General features: G+C 69.3%; 21 protein-coding genes. 9 read left to right on the plus strand and 12 right to left on the minus strand.

Going from position 1 to position 21,134, the window contains the following annotated elements; all coding sequences use genetic code 11:
• The first annotated feature begins 88 nt into the window (after positions 1–88).
• From BG418_RS03860 to BG418_RS03875, 4 genes are all read left to right on the plus strand, one after another.
• Positions 89–916: a helix-turn-helix transcriptional regulator gene (locus tag BG418_RS03860; protein WP_188272199.1), complete on the plus strand. Its 828-nt coding sequence runs from the start codon at positions 89–91 to the stop codon at positions 914–916.
• Positions 913–1,122 carry a DUF397 domain-containing protein gene (locus tag BG418_RS03865; protein ID WP_188272200.1) on the plus strand — a complete coding sequence of 70 codons (210 nt, stop codon included), beginning with the start codon at positions 913–915 and terminating at the stop codon, positions 1,120–1,122. The genes BG418_RS03860 and BG418_RS03865 overlap by 4 nt, the downstream gene beginning before the upstream one ends.
• Before the next feature lie 136 nt (positions 1,123–1,258).
• Entirely contained in the window at positions 1,259–2,863 is a 1,605-nt protein-coding gene (locus tag BG418_RS03870; RefSeq protein ID WP_188272201.1) for an amidase, read from the plus strand.
• A gap of 106 nt (positions 2,864–2,969) precedes the next feature.
• Complete coding sequence (locus BG418_RS03875) at positions 2,970–3,539, plus strand: HutD family protein (RefSeq protein WP_188272202.1); 570 nt, start codon at positions 2,970–2,972, stop codon at positions 3,537–3,539.
• A 7-nt stretch (positions 3,540–3,546) separates the two neighbouring features.
• Here the strand turns inward: BG418_RS03875 and BG418_RS03880 are convergent, their stop codons facing one another.
• From BG418_RS03880 to BG418_RS03910, 7 genes are all read right to left on the minus strand, one after another.
• A complete protein-coding gene (locus BG418_RS03880; RefSeq protein ID WP_188272203.1) occupies positions 3,547–4,992 on the minus strand; it encodes a cytosine permease in 1,446 nt (481 codons plus the stop codon).
• 202 nt (positions 4,993–5,194) lie between these two features.
• The gene (locus tag BG418_RS03885) at positions 5,195–6,106 is read right to left on the minus strand and encodes a metallophosphoesterase (protein ID WP_188272204.1); all 912 of its coding nucleotides are present in this window, start codon (positions 6,104–6,106) and stop codon (positions 5,195–5,197) included.
• A 20-nt stretch (positions 6,107–6,126) separates the two neighbouring features.
• On the minus strand, positions 6,127–6,597 hold the full coding sequence (locus tag BG418_RS03890; RefSeq protein ID WP_188272205.1) for a cupredoxin family copper-binding protein: 471 nt from the start codon (positions 6,595–6,597) through the stop codon (positions 6,127–6,129).
• Positions 6,598–6,688: 91 nt separating this feature from the next.
• Entirely contained in the window at positions 6,689–7,387 is a 699-nt protein-coding gene (locus BG418_RS40715; protein WP_188272206.1) for a Rieske (2Fe-2S) protein, read from the minus strand.
• 2 nt (positions 7,388–7,389) lie between these two features.
• Entirely contained in the window at positions 7,390–7,977 is a 588-nt protein-coding gene (locus BG418_RS03900; protein WP_188272207.1) for an RNA polymerase sigma factor, read from the minus strand.
• A 118-nt stretch (positions 7,978–8,095) separates the two neighbouring features.
• A complete protein-coding gene (locus BG418_RS03905; RefSeq protein ID WP_317453485.1) occupies positions 8,096–8,536 on the minus strand; it encodes a DUF2752 domain-containing protein in 441 nt (146 codons plus the stop codon).
• Positions 8,529–8,834: a TM2 domain-containing protein gene (locus BG418_RS03910; RefSeq protein ID WP_398997456.1), complete on the minus strand. Its 306-nt coding sequence runs from the start codon at positions 8,832–8,834 to the stop codon at positions 8,529–8,531. Before BG418_RS03910 ends, BG418_RS03905 begins: the two co-directional genes overlap by 8 nt.
• 634 nt (positions 8,835–9,468) lie before the next feature.
• Between BG418_RS03910 and BG418_RS03915 the strand changes: the two genes are divergently transcribed.
• Positions 9,469–9,891, plus strand: coding sequence for a hypothetical protein (locus BG418_RS03915; RefSeq protein ID WP_188272209.1), 423 nt, complete (start codon positions 9,469–9,471; stop codon positions 9,889–9,891).
• Between the two features lie 4 nt (positions 9,892–9,895).
• The gene (locus BG418_RS03920) at positions 9,896–10,369 is read left to right on the plus strand and encodes a hypothetical protein (RefSeq protein ID WP_188272210.1); all 474 of its coding nucleotides are present in this window, start codon (positions 9,896–9,898) and stop codon (positions 10,367–10,369) included.
• 105 nt (positions 10,370–10,474) lie between these two features.
• Here BG418_RS03920 and BG418_RS03925 read toward each other — a convergent pair whose 3' ends face one another.
• The gene (locus BG418_RS03925; protein ID WP_188272211.1) at positions 10,475–11,281 is read right to left on the minus strand and encodes a 2-phosphosulfolactate phosphatase; all 807 of its coding nucleotides are present in this window, start codon (positions 11,279–11,281) and stop codon (positions 10,475–10,477) included.
• Positions 11,282–11,447: 166 nt separating this feature from the next.
• Between BG418_RS03925 and BG418_RS03930 the strand changes: the two genes are divergently transcribed.
• Positions 11,448–12,542: a serine hydrolase gene (locus BG418_RS03930; protein WP_188272212.1), complete on the plus strand. Its 1,095-nt coding sequence runs from the start codon at positions 11,448–11,450 to the stop codon at positions 12,540–12,542.
• Complete coding sequence (locus tag BG418_RS03935) at positions 12,542–13,309, plus strand: MerR family transcriptional regulator (protein ID WP_188272213.1); 768 nt, start codon at positions 12,542–12,544, stop codon at positions 13,307–13,309. Before BG418_RS03930 ends, BG418_RS03935 begins: the two co-directional genes overlap by 1 nt.
• A gap of 37 nt (positions 13,310–13,346) precedes the next feature.
• On the opposite strand, the gene BG418_RS03940 is transcribed toward BG418_RS03935, so the two are convergent.
• The 3 genes from BG418_RS03940 to BG418_RS03950 form a co-directional block, all read right to left on the minus strand.
• Positions 13,347–15,416: a trehalose-6-phosphate synthase gene (locus BG418_RS03940; RefSeq protein WP_223184244.1), complete on the minus strand. Its 2,070-nt coding sequence runs from the start codon at positions 15,414–15,416 to the stop codon at positions 13,347–13,349.
• Between the two features lie 95 nt (positions 15,417–15,511).
• Positions 15,512–15,730 carry a hypothetical protein gene (locus BG418_RS03945; protein WP_188272215.1) on the minus strand — a complete coding sequence of 73 codons (219 nt, stop codon included), beginning with the start codon at positions 15,728–15,730 and terminating at the stop codon, positions 15,512–15,514.
• A 156-nt stretch (positions 15,731–15,886) separates the two neighbouring features.
• Positions 15,887–16,687, minus strand: coding sequence for a helix-turn-helix transcriptional regulator (locus tag BG418_RS03950; protein ID WP_262928540.1), 801 nt, complete (start codon positions 16,685–16,687; stop codon positions 15,887–15,889).
• A gap of 151 nt (positions 16,688–16,838) precedes the next feature.
• On the opposite strand from BG418_RS03950, the gene BG418_RS03955 reads away from it, so the two are divergent.
• Entirely contained in the window at positions 16,839–17,942 is a 1,104-nt protein-coding gene (locus tag BG418_RS03955) for an aldo/keto reductase (RefSeq protein ID WP_188272217.1), read from the plus strand.
• A 60-nt stretch (positions 17,943–18,002) separates the two neighbouring features.
• On the opposite strand, the gene BG418_RS03960 is transcribed toward BG418_RS03955, so the two are convergent.
• Positions 18,003–21,020 (minus strand): VCBS repeat-containing protein, encoded by a 3,018-nt coding sequence (locus BG418_RS03960; RefSeq protein WP_223184246.1) that lies wholly within the window; start codon positions 21,018–21,020, stop codon positions 18,003–18,005.
• Positions 21,021–21,134 lie beyond the last annotated feature (114 nt).

Raw genomic sequence — 21,134 nt, forward strand, 5'->3', positions numbered from 1 at the left:
TGCTATGACTACTCAGGAGGTTCAGCGTGGTCCCGTATCGGGAACGCTTCAACTTGTCAGACCGGCACGAAAGATTGGTGAACGCCCCTTGAACCGCAAGGAGTTAGATCCGGACAGCTCGCCTCAAGCGGCTTTCGGCGCACGTCTGCGCAGCTCACGGGAGGAACGGGGCTGGACCCAGGAAGAGTTGGCCGAGCGTATGGGCTATTCCAGTACGCATATCTCGGCGGTGGAAACTGGTCGCAAACTGCCGACTCTTCGCTTCGCGCGTAGTGCGGACAAGGTGTTCGGGACACGCGACGCGTTCGAGCGCGCGTTCCGAAAAGTGCGCAACACCGGTCTGCTGGAAGGTTTCCCGCAGTTCGTCGAGCATGAGGCACAGGCGGCAGAGATCCGGCTCTACGAAGTGGGCGTGATCCCTGGCCTGCTTCAGACTCCGGAGTACGCGGCTGTGCTCGCCCAGAGCGCGGTCAAGCGGGGGGCGATCTCCAACGAGCAGGCGGAGGAACGGGTAGCCCTCATCGTCGAACGGCAGGCCGCCCTCAAGCGCACGCCCCCGCCGTTGGTTCATGCGGTGCTCGATGAGAGCTGTCTCCGTCGCCCCATCGGCGGCTCATCCGTCATGGAGGGGCAGTTGGCGCGCTTGCTGGAGTTCGCCGACCTGCCGACCACGCTCCTACAGGTGGCCCCCTTCGACATGGGCGCTCGCCGTCCGTTCGATCTCCCGGTCACGATCTTGACCCTGCCGGACCGCTCGCTCATGTCGTACGCCGAGTCCGCCCAGCGGGGCCATCTCGAACGCGAATCCACGTTCGTACTGCCGATGCTGACGGCCTACCATCAACTGCAAGGTGAATCCCCCTCCCAGGCGGAGGCGGTGGCCATGATCGGCAAGTTAGGAAAGGGCACTCCGTGACGACCGAACACTTGCAATGGTTCACGTCCTCGTACAGCAACAATGGCGGCCAGTGCGTTCAGGTCGCCCACAACATCGTCGCCGCGCGCGGCGTGGTCCCCGTCCGTGACTCCAAGCGCCTGGACGGTCCCGTTCTGGACATCCAGGCCGATGCGTACTCTTCCTTCGTGTCAGGCGTCAAGGCAGGTTCGTTCGACAACACCTGAGCACCCGGCCAGGCGCGCACCGGAACCAAAGCCCTGCCACTCCAACCCCTATGGAGCGGCGGGGCTTCCTGCTGTTCGGCCGTCCGGCCGGGGGTGCCCTTGCGTCGGACGGTAGGCGTATAGTGCGCTGACTCCCATGAGAATGATGAGAGTTGGTGCACTGATCGCCGCTTTGGTCGCCGGGTCGATGCTGGCGGGCGCGCCGGGGTCGAACGCGCAAGGCGTCGGCCCCTTTGACACGCCGTCGCCGGGAACGTCGTCTCTTGGGGGAATCGACTTGGACACGGTGACGATCCCGGAGTTACAGGCGCGCAGGGACAGGGGGACTCTGACGTCGTCGGCGCTGACCCGTGCCTACCTGCGGCGGATCGAGGCCGTCGACCCGAAGATCAACGCGGTGCTGTACACCGATCCGTCGGCGCTGCGGCAGGCCGAGGCCAGCGACGCCCGGCAGCGCAGCGGCCAGCTGCGCGGGCCGCTCGACGGCATCCCCGTGCTGCTCAAGGACAACGTCGGCACCCGGGACCTGCCGACCACGGCCGGGTCGCTCGCGCTGGCCGGTAAACCACCGGCCCACGACGCCGTGGCGGTGACCCGGCTGCGGCAGGCGGGGGCGGTGATCCTGGGCAAGACCAATCTGTCGGAGTGGGCGAACTTCCGGGCGGCGAAGCCGACATCGGGGTGGTCGGCCGTGGGCGGGCAGACCCACAACCCGTACGTCCTCGACCGTAATCCATGTGGATCCTCCGCCGGTTCGGCCGCCGCGCTCGCCGCGTCGTTGTCGCAGGTGGCGATCGGCACCGAGACCGATGGATCCATCGTCTGTCCGGCGGGGATGAACGGCGTGGTCGGCCTCAAGCCGAGCCTCGGCCTGGTGAGCCAGCGGGGAGTGGTGCCGATCTCCGCCGAGCAGGACACCGCCGGGCCCATGGCGCGCAACGTCATCGACACCGCGCTCACGCTGTCCGTGCTCACCGGTGATCGCTCGATGGGCCTCACCGGCCGGTCGGCCCTCGGCGCGCTGGACGAACAGGAAGCACGCCAGGACGGTCTGCGGGGCAAGCGCATCGGGCTGTGGCGACTGCCCTCGCTCGGCGCCGACGTGGATGCCGTGATGACCCGTACGGCGGCGAAACTGCGCGACGCCGGTGCCGAGGTCGTCGAGGTGACGCTCCCGTACCAGGACCGGCTGGCCCAGCTCGAATTCCCGGCGCTGCTCAGCGAGTTCCACCGGGACATCGACGCCTACCTCGCCACGCGCAACGGGCCTCGCGACCTGGCCGCGCTGATCGCCTTCATCCGCGCTCACCCGCAGGAGCAGACCTGCTTCGCCGGGCAGGAACTGTTCGAGCAGGCCCTCGCCGCGCCGCCCACCACCGACCCGACGTACCGCGCCATGCGTGCGGAGCTGACGGACCTGTCCCGGCGCTCGATCGACGAGACGCTGGCGACCTACCGCCTGGACGCCATCGCCGCGCCGACGAACCCGCCTGCTTGGACGACCGACTGCGCCCGCGGGGACAACGACGTGATCCCGTCCTCCACCCCCGCAGCCGTCGCCGGATACCCCTCGCTGTCGGTGCCCGCCGGATCCGTTGGGGAACTCCCCGTGGGCCTGCTGCTGATGGCGGGCAATCGCGAGGACGTCGGCCTGTTGTCGCTGGGTGCCGCCGTGGAGCAGCGGCTGGGGGCCTGGCGCGCACCGCGTTATCTGCCGTCGGTGGGTCCCGTCGTGGGCTGAGCGGACCGGGGTCGGGCGTGGGCTTCACGGATCGCGATCTTGCTCCGTACGCTGGTGGCGACGGTGTGATCCGTACCCGAACTTCACGCAGCTCAGGAGCCCATCCATGCACCACTTCGATGTAGAGACGCTGTCTGCGGGCCGGTGGCGCAACGGCGGCGGTACGACCAGGGAGATCACCTCGCGGCCGGCGGGCGCCGACGAGTTCGGGTGGCGCGCGAGTGTCGCCGACATCAGTCGGGGTGGGCCGTTCTCGGCGTTCGAGGGCGTGGATCGTACGCTCACTCTGCTGACCGGAGACGGTGTGCGGCTGACGTGCCCGGGGGTGTTCGACCGGCTGCTGGTGCGTGCGGGGGAGCCGTTCGCATTCTCCGGCGACCTTGCGCTGGTCGCCGAACTGCCGGGCGGGCCGTGCCGGGTGCTCAACCTCATGGTGCGGCGCGGCAGTTGGACAGCTTGGTTGGACCGGGTCGACGGCCCGGTCGTACCGCGCCCGGGACACTCCGGGGTGCTCTATGTGCTGCGTGGCCGCTGGCAGACCGCCACACCCGGACTTGTCCTGACAACTGGTCAGGGCGTGTGGTGGGACGGCGACGACGAGGCGTCGGTCGGAGCGATCGCACCGCTCTCGGCCGACGCCGCCGCCCTGTGGGCGAATGTGACGCCTGCGACATGACGCAGGGTCAGTCGGTCGGCGCCGCCGCCCGGTCGCTGCTCTCGATCGCGGCCGGGTGGACGGTCTCGGAGGGCGGGTTGACGGTGCGCCGCGCCCAGAGCCAGTACAGCGCCGAGGTGAACGCCAGCCCGACGATCCACGAGATGTCCGCGCCGTCGAGCTTCTTGGTGAGCGCGCCGGTGTACAGCTTGGTGGCCAGGAACGGGATCTGCACGGCGACGCCGACGACGTAGCAGGTCAGCGCCGTGACGTTCCAGCGCCCGTAGCGGCCGTCCGGGTCGTACAGGGCGGGGATGTCGACGCGTTCGCGGGAGAGCAGGTAGTAGTCGACCAGGTTGATCGCGCTCCACGGGGTGAACACGGTCAGGAGCAGCAGGACGAAGTTCTTGAAGTTGGTCAGGAAGTCGTCGCTGGCGGCGAGCGCGATGACCATGGACACCGCGATGAAGCCGACGATGTAGGCGGCGCGTACGGCGGCCGAGATGCGTGAGCGGCGGTCGAAGGCGGTGACGGTGGTCAGGATCGACATGAACCCGCCGTACGCGTTGAGGCAGTTGACGGTCAGCTTGCCGACCACGATCACCAGGTAGATGAGGAAGGCGAGGAACGCCGGGCCCGCCAGATCGCCGAGGAAGCCGACCTGGTCGGGCAGGAACGCGTCGCCGGCGACGGCCGCGGTGAGTGCGCCCAGCGTCATGGACCACTGGGATCCGATGACGGAACCGGCGAAGGTGGACCAGAAGGTCGCGCGGGTGCTGGTGTCGCGGGGCAGATAGCGCGAGTAGTCGGCGACGTAGGGGCCGAAGGTCAGCTGCCAGCCGGCCCCGAGTCCCACGGCGAGCAGGAACGTCGACGCCTCGAATCCCTTGTTGCCGATGTGCGCGCCGACGTCGTACTGCGTGAACAGCCGTATCAGCAGATAGCCGAGGCCGAGCGCGCCGACGACGGTCGCGATGCGGCCCGCGATGTGGATGAGGCGGTAGCCGGTGACGGCGACCACGGTGGTCAGCGCCCCGAAGACAAGGATCCCGGCGTCCGTGCCGATGTGCAGCAGCTTGGACATGGCCTGCCCGGCCAGCACGCTGCCGGTCGCGGCGAATCCGAGATACATGAGGATCACCAACAGCAGTGGCAGGACCGCGCCGTAGACGCCGAACTGCGCGCGGCTGGAGATCATCTGCGGTACGCCGAGCCGTGGGCCCTGCGCGGAGTGCAGGGCCATCACGGCGCCGCCGAGCATGTTGCCGATCAGCAGCGCGGGTATCGCCCAGAGCGCGTCGGCGCCGAAGACGACCGACAGGGCGCCGTCGACGATGGCGGTGATCTGCATGTTGGCGCCGAACCACAGCGTGAACTGGCTGAGCGGCGTGCCGTGCCGCTCGGTCTCCGGGACGGCCTCGATGGTCCGCCGCTCCATCGCGAGGCGGTCCCCGGGGGTGTGTTGAACAGGCATGGTGGTGACCTCTCCCCGCAGCTGTTCCGGCGCGTCAGGACGGACTCCGCCGTTGACCCAGGTTGGGTTGCGCCGAATCTGGCATGGGGATGAACAAACATCAAGATCTTGAATGGCAAATTTCATAACGGGGAGCCGTGCGCAGCGATCGGGTCACCGAAATGCCCCGTTCGGCCTCGTGGTCGAGGCCGAACGGGGTTCGTCAGGCCAGGGAGTGGTCCGTCACGGCCAGCGTCTTGTCGCCCCGCTGGTGTCGCACCTCTCGGATGCCGAGCGCCTGGCGCAGTTTGCCCGCGGGCAGCGTCACCGGAGCCGGGGCCGGCCCGTCGCCGGGATGGGGGAGCGGGTAGGCGGTGGTGGTGGCGCTGTGGAAGGTCACATTGCCCTCGACCTTGCTGAAGAGCTGGTGCACATGGCCGTTGAGGCAGGTCACGGACGAGAAGCGACGCAGATACGCGAGCGCCTGCACGGCGTCGTCGGTGCCCCAGCCCCAGTTGGGGTACATCGCGAACAGCGGGATGTGGCTGAAGACCACGATCGGGGTGTCGGCGGACAGACCGGCCACGTCCTTGCGGACGAAGTCCAGCTGATCGGTGCCCAGATGGCCGAGCTTCTTGAGATTGAGAGCGTTGACCAGGGCGATGACGTGCACGCCTTTGATGTCGAAGCTGTACCAGCCGTCCCCGCGGCTGCCCGCGCCGAACGCGGCGCGGTACTTCTGGCCGGCGTCGTCGATGGCGTCGTGCTCACCGGGGACGGTGTGGGTGGAGCCGCCGTGCAGTCCCTTCATCATCTGCTTGACCTGATCGAACTGGCCGGGTGTGGCCAGATGGGTCAGATCACCGGTGTGCATCACGAAGTCGGGGCGTGCGGGCAGGGCGTTGACCTGGTCCACGGCGCGTGCGAACGAGTCGGTGACATCGGGGTTGGCCGTGCCGTGGAAACCGAGGTGGCTGTCGCTGAGCTGCGCGAACGTCAGGGTGTCCGGGCCGTTGGTCTTCTGCTCGTGTCCGCTGGATCCGGCCACGTGACTGTAGACCTCGCCCCCGGCCACGGTGAGGACGACGGCCGAGCCGAACCAGGCCGAGTGGCGCAGAAGTTGACGACGTGTCATACGGTGTGGAGAGTCGGCGTTCACGGTCGCACCACCACGCTGGCGTGCATGAAGGGGTGGATGGTGCAGAAATACGTATAGGTGCCGGCCTTGGTGAAGGTGTACCGGTAGACCCCGCCCGTGTCGAGCGGCGGGGAGTGGAGCGGGCCACCGTGGTCGGCGGTGACCGTGTGCGGCTCGTCGTCGGCGTTGGTCCAGGTGACCGTGGTACCCACCGAGACGGTGAGGGTCGCCGGGGCGAACGCGAAGCTCTTCACGGCGACGGCGGTGACCGTGGAGGACGGCGCGGAGGCGGCGGGCGTTCCACCGCCGCCTCCGGCCGTCGCGGAGCCCCGCTGGGTCGTCGACGCGGGCATGCCGGACATCTTCATTCCCCCGTTCCCGGCATTCGTCGACGTCCCGCAGGAGGCCAGCAGCCCCAGCGCTGCGGCTGTGGCAGCGAACACCGCGCCCCGCTGGGCGACTCGGCGCCGGATCACAGCTGTTCGCATTGGATTCCCCCGTCCGGCCCGTCCAGAAGACGGGGCCTTTGTTCCGGCCCCTCTGATACGGACCGTGTGCCGGCCCCGCCGCTCGCGGGGCTCACCCTTGGATAGGCGACGGGGTTACGCCGCCGCCCACGGGCACGTACACCTGCACCGCGCCCTGCGCCTCCCGTACGGCGATCCGGGGGAGCGCGGGCAACGGCCGGTCGAACTGGTGGTGGACCACCTCGCCGGTGAGCGCGAACACCGAGTTGTGGCACGGGCAGGCGAGCCGTTCGGCCGCCCGGTCGAGCACCAGGCGGCAGCCCTGGTGCGTACAGACCCCCGACACCGCGCGCAGCCGCCCGTCGAGGCGGGCGACGAACCCGGTGACGGCGCCGGTGTCGAAGGCGCGCACAGTGCCGTGCGGCAGCTCGTCACTGGTGGCCACGGTGTGCCAACTACCCACGTTTGGCTGGAGAGTTGACACCTCGGGAGCGCTCTCCTCGGGGTTCTGGAGCAGGGTGCGATCGACGAGGACCGCGGCGCCGGCGGCCGCTGCGGCGAGCGAGGCGCCCCGGACGAACCTTCTGCGGGTGCCTCCCTTCGGGACGTGGCCATCCTCGTCCAGCTGGGCCGCCAGGCGCTCGTGCAGAGCGGCCACGAACTCCTCGCTCGGGGCACCGGCACCGGGGCGCGCGGCGCGCAGGGTGATCGCCGTGGCGATTTCCGCGGCGTCCTCGGGACGCGCCCGGAACGGTTTGGGGCGGCGCGAGCGCAGCAGAGCCTCGATGTACTTCTCGGCCTCGTCGTCCACCGTCACCCCTCCGTCTCTTCCAGCCGGGTCGCCACCAGCGCGGCGTGCCGCAGCGCCCGGTACTGGAGCACCTTCGCGTTGCCGACGGTCACACCGAGCTCCGCGGCCGCCTCCTTCAGCGAACTGGCGTCCAGGAAACGCAGTTCGAGGATGCGACGGTAGCGGTCGGGCAGCGCGTCCAGGATGCTCCGGGCACGGCGCGGCACGTCGGAGGGGGCCTCCTCGGGATCCGGCTCCTGCTGGGGGTGCTCCTCGGGCAGGTGGGTGACCTCGATGCCGAGGACGCGCCGCCAGTGCGAGGCGAGCACGGTACGCGCGGTCGCCAGCAGATACGCGCGGACCTCGGGGACGGTGGCCGACGTCCGCAACGGGCGCAGCGCCGCGAGGAAGACCTCGGTGGTGAGGTCCTCGGCGTCGGCGCGGTTGCCGACCTTCGAGAACATCACCCGGTAGATCCGGTCCACGTTGTCCCGGTAGATCGCCTCCCAGTCGGCGTACGTCTCACCGCCGACAAGGCTGAGCCGGGACGCACCGGGCCTCCCGCGCGCCCCCGGCCCACGCCCGGGCTCCTTCGACCGGCGTACCGCCATGTCCCACCGCTTCGGCTCGCTCGCTCGGGGGCCAGCCCCGCTTCACCTACAAGTAGCGCCCCGGGTTACGGAGTTGAAAACCCGCCGGGCGTCCAAAGACGGCGTGAGGAGCGTGGTGTCAGCGGCCCTGGATGTTGCGGACGACCGTCCAGGCCAGCGCCGTGGTGAGGATGAGCGCGGCTCCACGGGGGCCGATCGGCAACCGGTAGCGCCGGCCTCGCAGACCGGCCGCTGCCCAGCGGCCGTACGCGACGACGGCGAAGGGGAGAGCGACGAAGACGACGGGATTGGCGCGGAATGCGGCGCCCCACTCGCCGTGGAGTATCTCGTACGTCATCCGAGTGCCGCCGCAGGCCGGGCAGTTGAGCCCCGTCAACCAGTGGAACGGGCACCGGGGCAGCGCCTGCCCCGGGTCGTAGGGGCTGTGGCCGTGGAGGTAGAGCAGGCCGGCCGCACCGGCGAGGGTGACGGCGGCGGGCAGCACGGCCGGGTGCACACGGAAGCGGTGCCGGGGGAGGGAGTCCCCCGGCACCGCTTCCGGAACGGCGTGGTCAGCCACGCAGCACGAGCCCCTGCGCGTCGGTCTTGTTGTTGCTGACCAGGAACACGATCCCGTCGATCAGCGCCCAGATGCCGAGCCCACCGCAGGTGAACAGCTGGGCGAGGGCCATGCCGACGTGGCCGGTGTAGAAACGGCCGATGCCGAAGGTGCCGAGGAAGAGCTGGAGCACGCCCGCGACGATCTTCGACTTCTCCGAGTACGGGCGGCCGTAGGGGTCGTAGCCGTACGGAGTCGGGGCGGGCGGCAGCGAGCCGGGCTGCGGGGGGCCGTACGGGTGGGGGTACTGGTCGCTCATGAAGTGTTCGCTCTCGGGGACGGGGTGACGGGCCGGGTCCCGGGCAGGGCCAGTGGGCCGGACCGTCTTGATCAAACACCCCATCATCTGTTCGCCCCGCTTGGCCCTTTGTGCGGCGAAGGTCCCGAAAGGCCGGGACTTTGGTCCCCAATGGGCAGCGGGCCGGGGAAGAGGTCGTTCGGCCGAGGGTGGTGGGGACAGCTGGTCCGGTCTGGTGTGCCTGACTGGTTGTCAGTGTCGGTGGCTCTCGCGGGCGTACCCCTCAGCGCGGCCTCGCCCCCACCCGCGCAGCCGCGTGACCACCGGCGCGGCTTGTCATGAGCCCATCCCTCACCAGCGGGTAGGCTGCTCAGCGCACGTGCACCACACTGGGGATTCCGTATGAGCGACGACAAAGCCCCGAACCGTCCCAGCTACCGCTGTCGCCGGACGAGCTGAAGCGGCACCACTCCGAATGGCTCGCCGGTATCACCAAGGCCCCACCCGCCGACAGTTACGTGGACCCCCTCACCCCGGTCCCTCTGCGTCCGAGCCCGCCGCTCACCGGCTCGCCCTTCCTCAAGCCGCCGCTCCAGGGCCCGTCCCTCCAGGGCTCGCCACTCGCGGCGAACGCGAATACCACGACGGCGACCGGATGACCGAGCTGATCAAGTCCAGCGTGAGCATGAAGCAGCTGCGGGCGGACACCCTCGCCAACTGGCGTGCGGACGGGAACGACGAGGGCACCGTCAGCTACTCCATCTCCAAGGGCGGAAAGGTCGGCGCCCTCGAAAAGCTCGTCCTCACCGACATACCGGCGATCGCCACCGGCGACCCGGACCACCTGGGCGAGGCGTTCGTCGGCTCGTACTCCCTCGACTACTCGGTGAAGGGCCAGGACCCCGACGGCTCCCTCGTCGTCGAGTACACGCTCAACAACAAGACCAGCAACGAATCCTTCCTCCACTTCGTCGGCTACTACGACTGGCTGAAGAAGACGAACCGGGAGCACGGCGTCTTCTCCACCATCGGACAGCAGATGACCTGGACCGAACGCATCCCGGCAGCAGGGAAGTAGCACCGTGCACCACCATTCCCGACGCGCTCTCGGGGCCGTCGCCGCCCTCGTGGTCCTCGCCGCCACGCTCACCGCCTGCGGTTCCGACGCCCTGAAGCGCTGCGTCCCGGTCCCCGTGAAGTCCGCTGCGCCCGGCGACCTGGTCGGACGTTACGAGGGTGCGCACGAGGCCGACGGAGTGCGCCTCACGCTGTCCTCGGGCGGCGCCATGCGGGCGGAGAAGTGGCCCACCGGCGACTACCACCGTGCCGAGCTGGGCAACACGTTCAACGGCTCCGGCACCTGGGAGATCGAGCCGGCCACGGCGTCGAACGACCGCGCGCTGCTGCGTCTGCACTTCACCAAGCCCGCCCTGTTCCTCAAGGGCGACACCCTCGACAAACTCACCATCGGCATCGACAGCACCCGCACGGACCTCTACCAGGACTTCGACCCCGACGTCTGCCCCGACTTCCGCCTCCAGCTCCAAAAGCCCTGACCGATGGCTGTGTGCAACCTTCGGGGCGGATCACCGGTCCGGACCGGCGTGAGAAGAGGCTTGGGCAGCCGGCTACGGTCCGGCCGGGTCCAGCAGGCCAGGTGATCAGCCGACGCCGACGAAGGCGCCGTCGGTGAGCACCGGCACCACATGACTGACGTTCAACTCCGTGGCAACAGCGACGTCATCGGCGAACCCACCCTCACCGAGCTCGCGCCCGGACGAACTGGAGGTGACAGCGGCGGCGGGATCCGGGGTCCCGGTGAAGGCCACCGCGGCCATGGCCGCCTCTGGCGAAGGCAACTCACCGCCGAGCGCAAGCAACTCGGCGATCACCGCTCCGGCGCCGAGCAGGTCCTCAAGCGCCGGCCGGAGACTGCCGTCGGGCCAGCGTTCACCCGCGGCAATCACTCCGACAGGATGTTCTACGGTCCCGTAACCGTGAGCGCTCAGCCACTGTCCGACAGCGGTCGCGTTCCGCAACGAGGCGGCGACCACGGTGACGTCGTCACCGGCCGCGGCGGCGATCGCCGACCCGTTGGGCGACGGCAGCACCAGCCGCGGAGTGAACGGGGCACGTCGCAGCGCGGCCGGAGACAGCGACCACGGTGAAACCTCGCTCACCGCACGCCGTCCCACCGCCAAAGCGGCGCCCACCTGCTCGGCGAATACCGCAGCGGACTCGTCCCGCCAGCGATAGGGGAACACCCGGGTCCCCGCCTCGACCGCGACGGTCACCGACGTGGTGAACGACAGCACGTCGACAACCACCAGACAGGCGACCTCACCCGCCAGCCGCTCCGCCCCCACCGGGCCCCACTCGACGCGTACACCATGACCAGCCTGCGCAAAGACGCGTGCTGGTCCCGTTTCGGACGGAACAGCGGGCGGGACGGGCGACGGTTGATCCATCCGCCCATCCTGCCGTGACACGACACCGGCCGCACACGGATATTCGTGCCCGTGCCGCGAGCCCCTTCCCTTGTGGGTCAGATCACAGTTGAGGTTGACCTCGGGTCAGGGTGGAGGCTCATCGCATCGGCACGGCGCCGACAACGATGCGAAGGAGTCAACCATCATGTCCACCACTGTTTCCGGCCAGGGGCAGGATCGTCCGGAGCTGCAGAAGGCGATCGAGGAGTTGGTCGCGTCCGGTTTCGTCGGGGTCCAGTTGCGGGTGAACGACGAGCGGGGCGAGTGGGTTGGCAGCGCCGGGGCGCGTGAGCTGGGCCGGAGCGACGAGCCGGTGACCGACGGGCACTTCCGTATCGGCAGCACCACCAAGAACTTCGTGGCGACCTCGGTGCTCATGCTGGTGGCCGAGGGCAGGATCGGCCTGGACGTTCCGGCCGATGACTACCTGCCCGGGTTCGGGCTCGATCGGCGGATCACCGTGCGGATGCTGTTGCAGCACACCAGTGGGATCTTCAACCACACCGGTGAGCTCTACGAGGACGGGAGGATCGAGTGGGGGATCCCCTGGCGCGGCAAGGAGTGGGTGGACAACCGGTTCAAGACCTACCTGCCCGAAGAGCTGGTCCGACTGTCGCTGTCCAAGCCGGGGCGGTTTGCGCCGGGTACCGGTTGGAGCTACGCCAATACCAATTACGTGCTGGCCCGGCTGGTGGTCGAGGAGGTCACCGGCCGTTCGTTCGCCGAGGAGTTGCAGCGGCTGATCCTGGGGCCGCTGGGAATGACCGGCACCGTGGCGCCGGGCACCTCGCCGGAGATCCCCGAGCCGTACAACCACGGCTACTACCGTTACGATGACGCCGGGCAGGAGCGGACGGTCGATGTCACCCGGCAGAACCCGTCCTGGGTCGGCGCCGGCGGTGACATGATCTCGACCACCAAGGATCTGCATACGTATTTCTCCGCGCTGATGGGCGGCAGGCTCGTGCCGGCCGAGCTGCTGGCCGAGATGCGTACGCCGGAGGCGACGGTCGGCTACGGCCTGGGGGTGTTCGCGCAGGAGACGGACAGCGGCACCGTCTTCCACCACAACGGCGCCACCATGGGCTCGGCGGCGCTGATGTACGCCACACCCGACGGCGCCAGGACTTTGACCGCAGGGCTGACCTGGGTGGACGACGCCGACCTGGCGATAGCGCCGGCATTCCTGGCCGCCCAACAGCGTTTTGTCGACGCGGTGTTCTGCGGCAAGCTGGGCTGATGAGGAACGGAGTCACGATCGGGCAGGCGGCGGCGTTCGTCGGCGTCACGGTGAAGACGGTGCGGCACTACCACAAGCTCGGCCTGGTCGAGGAGCCGGAACGCGACAGCTCCGGCTATCGGCGGTACGGATCCGGCGAGTTGCTGCAGCTGGTGCAGGTACGGACGCTGGCCGCCGCAGGCGTGCCGCTGGCCGAGATCGGGCCCATGCTCGACGCCGACGCCGCACAGTTCGGCGCCGCGCTCGCCGATGTCGAGCATCAACTCACCGAACGTATCGATGAGTTGGTATCCCGCCGCGACACGCTGCACCGACTCGCCGACGGCGATCGGGCCCTGCTGCCCGACCGCGCCTGCGCGACTCTGGACCGGATGTCGGGCCTCGGCTTCGGCCCCGACTATGTGGCCGCGCAACGCGAGGCCCTGGTGTTGGCCCGGGCGCTGGTGCCGCAGGGCTTCGACGGCTTCCTGGCCCAGCTGGAGCAGGGGCTCGACGACCCCGAGTACGTCGACCTCACCCGGCGCGGCCTGGAGGCGGAGAGCTGGGAGCTCGACGACCCGAGGATCGAGGAACTCGCGACCGCCATGGCCGACCGCTACCTCGCGTCGCAGGTGGATCACGCCAACCTGCAGACCTGGGCCAGGTCTTCGGCCCAGTACAAGCTGATCAACAACCACCGCGAGGACCAGGCTCCGGTCGCGGCCCGGCTGACTGCGCTCACCGAGGCCAAGCTCCGTGCCGCGGGCGTACGTATGCCCCACCGTTGAGGGGCTCTCCGCCCGACGCTTGGGTGCTATGCGCGCACTACACCGCACTCGCTCGGATCGCGGCGATCACCTGGCGTGCCCATGCGGCAGGGGCCGGGAAGCGCATCAGGGCCGACAGGTGGGTGATGTGTCTGCGGCGTTGTTCGGTGGTCATGGTCAGGGCCGTGCGCAGGGCGCGCACGAGGTCGGCCGGGCTGTGGGGGTCGGTGAGGACCGCTGCTCCTGCCAGGTGTTGGGCGATTCCCGCGTGGCGGGAGAGGACAAGAACGCCGGGGCGTGCGGTGGCGGCGCGTGCGGTGACGTACTCCTGGGCGGTGAGGTTCATGCCGTCGGCGAGCGAGGCCACCCAGAAGATGTCCGCGGCGAGGTAGTGGTCGATGATCTCGGTGAAGTCCAGGTTGTGGGGGATGTAGTCGACGGGTTGCCAGGCGGTCGTGCTCCAGCGGTCGTTGACCGCGGTGATGGCCTGCTCCAGTTCCGCGCGGGTCGCGTCGTACGCGCGGATGCCGGTCGCCGGTGGTGGGCAGATCAGCCGGAACCGCAGGCGCTCGCGCAGGCCGGGGTTCTGCTGGAGCAGGGTGGCCAGCGCGTGAATCTTGTGAACGGGCGCTTTGGCGTAGTCGAGCCGTTCCACGGACAGGACCAACTGGGCGTCTGCGTCCTCGCGCTGTGGTCTACGGGTGCGGGCGAGGGCGGCGACGGCCTGGTGGTCGATGCCGAGCGGGTGGACCCCGGTGCGCGGTGGGGAAGCTGTGGTGTCTGCCAGGAGCCGGCGGAAGTGGTCCGCGCAGTCCTGGGTGTGAAACCCGGCCCAGTCCAACATCGCGAGTGACTCGCGCAGCCGCTCGGCCGCGGGGATACGACGGAAGACGTCGGGAGGGGGGAAAGGGGTGTGGTGGAACAGCCCGATGGTCACATCCGGGCGTTGCATTTTCAGGATGCCCGGTACCAGCCACAGGTTGTAGTCATGCAGCCATACCGTGGCTCCGTGACGGGCGAGGGAGCTGATGTGGTCGGCGAACGCGGCGTTGACCTTCTCGTATTCCGGCCAGTCTCCGGTCCTGTCCTGGATGAGATGCGGCTGGGCCACCAGCGCCGGCCAGAGCGTCTCCTTGCAGACGCGGTGGAAGTAACCGGCCCACCGGTCCTCGCTCACCGGTAGGAGCGACAGTCTCAGGCCACCGGTGGCCGAGGAAGGGGGACGCGGTGCCCGCGTCTCGCCGACGTGGGCCGCTGCCCACACGGCGTCCAGGGCCTCATCGGCGAGCGACGCCCGAAGCGTGGGCAGGACCCCGTTGGGGCTGGAGGGTGCCAGCCACCGGCCGTCCCGCCAGTGCACCGGCGGCCGGTGATAGCCGACCACCACCGACCGCCGATCGAGCCAGCCCCGGCGCTCCATCGCCTGCGTGATGGCGGCCGCGCCGGGCAGATCGGACGCGTCGACCAACGCGCTTGCGGGCACGCGCGCGGCCAGTGCCGGCTCCGCGTTCGCCACCACCACGCCATGCGTGCCCAGGCGGAACAGCGAAAGGTCGTTGAGGGAATCCCCGGCGACGAGCATCGCCTCCCGGGGCCACCCCAACATGCTGGCCAGCAACCGCACTGCCTGCCCCTTGCCCGCCCGGCAGGGAAGCACGTCGAAGTAGCGCCCCGAGGCGTACGACCAGGAGCACCCCAGCTCCTTCACCGCCGTCTTCACCTCGTCGGTGAGGCCGTCGGGAGCCAGATAGAAGGAGCACCGGCCGTCCTGGGGCACATCCTGGTACACCAACTGCGGGAACCGTCGCAGAGCCCCGCGGACGATTTCGGCACCCGGCCAGCCCGCCCGTAGCCGCTCCTCCAGGCCTTCGAGCCGCGTCATGCGCGTGGCGTCGACGACGCTCGCCCCGACATCACCGATGATCCAGCGAGGAAACGGCACGAGGGCGTCATCACGTAACAGAGCCTGGACCGATTCCAGGCTCCGCCCGGTCGCGAAGACGACGACGATCTCGGGATGCCGCTCCAGAGTCTCGCGGAGACGACGCCGGTCGTGCGGCCGGCCGCCCAGCAAGGTTCCGTCCAGGTCGGTGACGAGTACCCTCGCCCCGGCTGCCTCCGCGTTCAAGGACTCTCCGTTCAGCTTCTGATCACCTGCTTTAGGCGGCAGCATGGTGCCAGGCCCCGCACGCGTCGACAGAGCGCCGGTCGGGCGCCGAGGGTCTACCAGGCCGGATCGTGGGTCACCGGGTCGATGACACTCGCCCCGTCCAACATCGTGTTGTCCGCACGCGGCAGGTTGTCGCGCCGCAGATCCCTGATCGCCCGACCCAGCCTGGCCACGCGAGGATCACCGCTCTCGACCAGTGAGGTGACGGCCTCCTCGGCAAGGTCATGTGCGGCGACAACGAGCCTCTCGACAGCAGGGTCGACGGGCGACATGGCACCTCCCAATCAGCGGTCGTGGCGACCTGAAGCCCCGAATCGACATGGTCGATGTTCGGCCGCACAGAAGTCCACTGGTACAGCGCGGGGACGTCAAGTACATCTATCCGGCCGCGACCGCTCACCGCGCGCGTTCGAAGGGACAGTTCGAGATCAGCGTGCGCGCAACCGGTCCAGTGCCGACCAGCTCTCGTCGTCCGCGGCGCGGTAGATCACCAACTGCTGGTCCGGATCCTGAAGCGGCATGAGCACTTCGAATTGCACGGCGATCACACCGATGTCAGGATGCCGCATCACCTTGCGTCCACGGCCGTTGACCTTGATATCCCGCTCGGACCACAACCGGGCGAAGTCCTCGTCATGCGTGGTGAATTCAGTGATGAGGTCCGTCAGCGCCCGATCCTCCGGATGTGCGGCCCACGCGGTGCGCAAGTGGGCGATCCCCTCCCGCACGACGCGTTCGCGGTCGACGTATACCTCACGCATCTCGGGACGCATCAGGCACAGCCACATCGCATTGCGCTGTGCGGGCGGCAGGGTGTCGAAATCCAGGAGCAGCCGCGCCATTTCGCCGTTCCAGGCCAGGATGTCGTAGCGGTGGTTCATCAGCATGGCGGGCAGCGGTGACAGGTCGGCGACCAGCCGGGCCAGCGGCGGCGCCGCGACGGTGGCGGGTTCGTCGGCGTCGCGGGGGCGCTGCCGGGCCAGGTTGAAGAGGTAGGCGCGTTCGTCGGGGGTCAGGCGAAGCGCCCGGGCCAGTGCTTCCACCACGTTCGCCGAGGGTCGCAGTCCGCGGCCCTGTTCCAGCCGTACGACGTAGTCGACGCTGACCCCGGCCAGTTCGGCGACCTCTTCGCGGCGCAGTCCCGAAGTGCGCCGGGCCTGTCGACGCGACGGCAGCCCGAAATCACGCGGGTCCAGACGTTCGCGCCGGGCCCGCAGGAACGCGGCCAACTCCTGTGTCGTGTCCACGGTGCGGATCGTCATGCCCGGTCCAACAGCCATGGGTAGGACTGCTGTTCCCAGGAAGTTCCTTCCCTTATCCCCGGCTCGCAGCGGTCACAGACTCGATTTCGGCAACGGACCACAAGCACAGGAGGACGCGATGTCCCTCACCCTCGACACCTACCGGCTGCTGGGTCGCTCCGGGCTGCGGGTCTCACCACTGGCCCTGGGCGCGGCTACCTTCGGCACCGACTGGGGCTGGGGCGCCGAACGGGACGAGGCACGCAAGCTGTTCGACCTCTACGTCGAGCGCGGCGGCAACTTCATCGACACCGCCGTCACCTACACCAACGGCAGTTCCGAGCGCCTGCTGGGCGAATTCGCCCGCGACAACCGGGAGAGCCTGGTGCTGGCGACGAAATACACGACGCTGCGCCGGCCCGGCGATCCCAATTCCGGGGGCAGTCACCGCAAGAACCTGTTCGCGTCGGTGGAAGCCAGTCTGCGACAGCTGAATACGGACTACATCGATCTGCTCTATCTGCACGTGTGGGATTTCACGACGCCGGTCGAGGAGATCCTGCGCGGCATGGACGATCTGGTCCGGCAGGGCAAGGTCTTGTACGTGGCGATCTCCAACGCCCCGGCCTGGCAGGTGTCGCGCATGCAGGCGATCGCCGACCTGCGCGGCTGGTCGCCGCTGGTCGCGCTGCAGATCGAATACAGCCTGATCGAGCGCGGTGCGGAACGTGACCTGATCCCCATGGCACGCGAGATGGGGCTGGGGGTGATGCCGTACTCGCCGTTGGCCGGCGGGGTGCTCACCGGCAAGTACAGCCGTGACGACCTGACCGCGACGAACATCGCATCGAAGGACGGCACGCGCAGAAGCGTGACCATCGCCAACGGCGCGCTGACCGATCGCAACTTCGCCATCGTGGACGTCGTGAAGGAGGTCGCCACGGAGCTGGGCCGCACACCCGCCCAGGTCGCGCTGGCCTGGACCCTGCAGAACCCGGGCGTGACGGCACCGCTCATCGGTGCCCGCACCCCCGCGCAACTGGAGGACAACCTGGGCGCCCTGGAGGTCGACTTCACCGCCGCCCAACTGGCCCGCCTCGACGAGGCCGGCGCGATCGGACTCGGCGTCCCGCACGACCTGCTCGCGGGCGACTTCGGCCGCACACTGACCCGCGGCGACCTGAAGATCGACAGGGGGCCCGACCAGCGGAGGGTCCAGGGCGCAGCGGCTCAGGCGCAGTGAATCGGTGTGGCCCCAACTGCTCCACAGTTGGGGCCACACTCGCTGCTTTCGCCAGGTGCCTCAGCCCAGTGCCAAGTACCCCTTCAAGCCCGGGCCCGCCGGGATGCCCGCGCCCTGGGCGCCGGGGTGGAAGTGCAGTTCGCCGTCCGCGTTGGTGGCCCAGACGCCCGACTTGCCGTTGCCCGTGACGTCCGGGACGGACGTGATCAGCGGGCGGTTCGCGGGGGTCCAGCCGTTGCCGATCACCTGGTGGGCGGTGCCCAGGCCCTGGCCATCGGGGCCCGTGCCCTCGTACAGGTGCAGGTCGCCGTTGGAATTGGCGCGGGCCAGCAGGTCGACCCGGCCGTTGCCGGTGTGGTCGCCCGGCGCCATCAGGTCGTAGTTCGACCAGCCGCCGTCGCCGAGCAGGACCGGCGGCTGCTCCAGATACTCGTCCAGGTAGCCGGAGGACGATCCGAAGTACAGCCAGAGGTGGTCGCCCTTCTTGACGATCAGGTCTGGGTACGCCTGGCGGTCATCGGGGCCGATGACCCCGTCGCCGTCCAGGTCCAGCGGGCCGTCCACGTCACCGATCGCCAGGATCTGCTCCGCGCCCCGGAAGTGGGCGTTCTCCTCGTCCCAGACGTTCAGTTCGCGCCGCTCGGAGACGTCGGGCGCGCCCGTCCCGTCGTTCGGGTGGATCCAGAGGCGGTCGCGCTTCTCGGTGGCGTCCGGGATCAGGGCCAGCAGGTCCTCGAAGTGGTCGTCCGTCCAGTCGCCGCGCGCCGTGATCCGCGCGTTCTTGTAGGCGCCGGGCGCGGAGGCCGGGTCCGCGGTTTTCGTGGCCTTGCCGGTGCCGTCGCCGAAGAAGCGCTGGAGGGTGCCCGCGCCGTCGACCGCCCACAGGTCGGGGTGGCCGTCTCCGTTGATGTCGCCCGCCTTGTCGGGGGTGGCGGGGCCGTTGGCGTAGAAGAGGTAGCCGCGCGCGTCGGAGCGGTTGCCCGCCCGGTCCAGGCTGCGCACGTTCAGGGTGTGCGGGCCGGCCTTGGCCGGGGTCAGTCTGATCGTGACGTCACCGCCGATCGCGGCGGCCTGCACGGTCCGTATGTTGGCGTCGATCGTCGACCAGTACTCGTACGAAGCGATGTCCTTGCCGCCGCCGTTGGTGACGGTGAAGACGCCCTCCGTGCGGACCGGCGAGGTGTTCGCGGGCCAGCCCTCGGCGCCGTCGGGGAACTGCGGCGAGCTCACACCGGGCTGGTGGCTCGGGCGGTCCTTGTAGACGGTGAAGCGGCAGACGTCCGTCCAGCCGGACGCCGTGCGGTCGTCGGCGGCGCGCACCTGCCAGGAGTAGGAGGTGCGGTCGGCGAACTTGGCCTTGGGCACGGTCACCCGGGCGACCGTGCCGCTGGTCACGGAGACGGTCTGCTCGAAGATGTTGCCGGTGGTCGCGCCGGTCGGCCAGACCCGGAAGTGGCCCTTGACGGTGCCACCGTCGGCGTCCACGACCTTCGCGTACAGTTGTACGTCGGTGTTGCCGACCGCCGCGTACGGGCTGGCGTTGCACTGGGTGGCCGGGCTGGTGCCGATGCCCGTGGGGACGGTCGGCGGGGTGCTGTACTCGGTGGAGACGACGGCGGTCTTGGCGTCGAACTTCTTCCAGCCGAGGGTGTCGGACTCACTGGCCCGCAGGCCCAGCGTCATCGTCGGCCACTTGTTGTTCTGCGCCTTCTTGGCGTTGGCGGTGTTGTCGAACTCCAGGTTGCCCGCCGGGCAGCCGGTGCCCCAGCCCCTGGCGTCCGTGACCGTGGCGAGCTTGTTCGACCAACCGGGCTGCTTGTTCCAGGTGGTGGCGGAGCTGATGGTGCCGGTGTCCCACAGCTCGACCGGCTTCTTGGTGCAGGACCAGGAGTGGGTGTTCTTGATGCGGAACGTCGACTTGACGATCTGCTTGTCGGCGTCGTGCAGGTTGCGCGCGTCCATCGTGAAGAACGAGCGCCAGGTGCCGCGGGTCTCGCTCTCGTAGCCGACGCGGGCGACGTTGTCGCTCTTGTTCCAGTACGACGTCGTGGGGTAACTCTTCGAGACGGCCGTCCAGTTGTTGCGGGCGCCCGAGACGTACGGGTCGATGTGGACGGGGAAGACCGTGTCGGGCGCGGTCAGCAGCTTCTGGTCGGGGGCTATCTCCAGGGAGCCGCCCGCCAGCTTCGCGGGCATCGTGGTCTCCTTGGCGCCCACCGCCGGAGTGAAGCCCTGCGCCTCTTCGGCGGGCTTGGTCTGCGGCGCGGCGAGCGCGGCGTCCAGCGAGCGCGCCTTGCGTGGCGGGGCCTGGCCCTCGGCGACGCCTGAGCTGTCCCACATGGACGGGGTGGGCGCGGTGAAGACCTCCTGGCCCGCCGGGTTGACGGCGGTGAGATTGCCGGCCGCGTCGGTCTTGGCGGTGACGCCGTGCGTGTCCAGCGCGAAGCGCAGCTTCTTCAGCTCCGGACTTGCCGCCGCCTCCCGGCTTTTGACGACCAGCAGCTGCTGGTAGCCGGTGACGGACGCCCGCAGCTTCAGGTCCGTGCCGGGCAGTACCTCGGCGTACGTGGCGGTGTCCCCGGAGAGTTTCGGTTCGGGCAGCTCACCCGCCCAGTCGAGGGTCATGGAGCGGCCGTCGCGGGTGATGGTCGCCATCGGGGCGTCGCCGCCGCCGGAGAACTCCATGGCGACCGTCGTCGCCTTGGGGCGTACGGTCCCGTCCGCCGTCTTCACCAGCGTCGGATCGGCGTCCACCAGCTTGCCCGCCTGACGGACCCGGATCGGCACGGCGTGCGTCTCGCGGGTGAAAGTGCCCGACGGGTTGGCGTACGTGGTGGAGAGCTCGGTGCGCTCCGCGATCACCTCGACCGGCTTGCCCGTGTCGGCGGCCCGCTCCGAGGCGCGCTGAGCCCCGGGGGACGGCACGGTGTCGGCGGCCGGGGAAGCGGCGGCGGGCGCGGGCACGGCGAACACGGGGCCCGCCGAGGCTGCGACGGTGAGACCGGCGGCGACGGCACAGGCGACCAGGGAGCGCCAGGGGAGGAGCGCTCTACCGCTAGGCGATGGGGGAGTGGGCAAGGCTGGCCCTTTCCGACGGTCCACGAGGGGTGTCAATTGGCGCGATGCTGCGTCGATATGGGAAATGAATGAGTCAAGGGAAGGTAATGGATGCGTTTTCGCAGCGCGTGACCG

Origin of the sequence: Streptomyces sp. CBMA152, assembly GCF_014596475.1 — a bacterium.
Lineage (GTDB): Bacteria > Actinomycetota > Actinomycetes > Streptomycetales > Streptomycetaceae > Streptomyces.